Here is a 632-nt window from a genome sequence, read left to right as displayed (position 1 = left end):
GGTATAAAAAGTGTGCCTACCGCACAAAATTGTGCGTACTTACGTCGATGTGCTGCAAAAGTTAGCATGGATTCCATATTCACCACTATGGAATCGGACAGATGAGTTTGTTGTTATCACCCTATGAAATTAAGGGCCTCACCCTGAAAAACCGGGTCGTCATGTCCCCTATGTGCATGCATATGGCGGCGGATGATGGTTTCGTCACTGACTGGCACCGCGTTCATTACGGCGCTCGTGCTCTGGGTCAGGCGGCGCTGATTTTTCCCGAAACGCTGGCCATTCAGGCTGACGGTCGTATTGGCGCCGGTGACCTTGGCATCTGGAGCGATGAGCACGTTGTCGGCTTGAAGGCGCTGACGGAATTGCTTCACGGCTTTGGTGCAAAAGCCGGCGCTCAGATCGGCCATGCGGGGCGCAATGCTGACCTGCCCGGTCTGATTCACATCGCGCCATCGGCGATTCCATTTACGCAAACCAGCCCTGTTCCTCGCGAACTCGCGGCTGATGAGATTCCGGCTCTGGTAAAGCTGTACGGCGATGCCGCACGTCGAGCCAGCGAAGCTGGCTTCGATGTGCTTGAGATCCATGCCGCGCACGGCTACTTGTTAAGTGAGTTTCTCTCGCCGTTG

1 protein-coding gene is annotated in these 632 nt (G+C 55.4%); it reads left to right on the top strand.

Annotated elements, in window-relative coordinates; genetic code table 11:
- Positions 1-101 precede the first annotated feature (101 nt).
- On the top strand, positions 102-632 hold a 531-nt coding region (locus BK660_RS30320; RefSeq protein WP_473087022.1), incomplete at its 3' end, for an oxidoreductase.

Source organism: Pseudomonas brassicacearum (assembly GCF_003732265.1).
GTDB lineage: Bacteria > Pseudomonadota > Gammaproteobacteria > Pseudomonadales > Pseudomonadaceae > Aquipseudomonas > Aquipseudomonas brassicacearum_D.
This window is presented reverse-complemented; position numbering and strand designations above follow the sequence as displayed.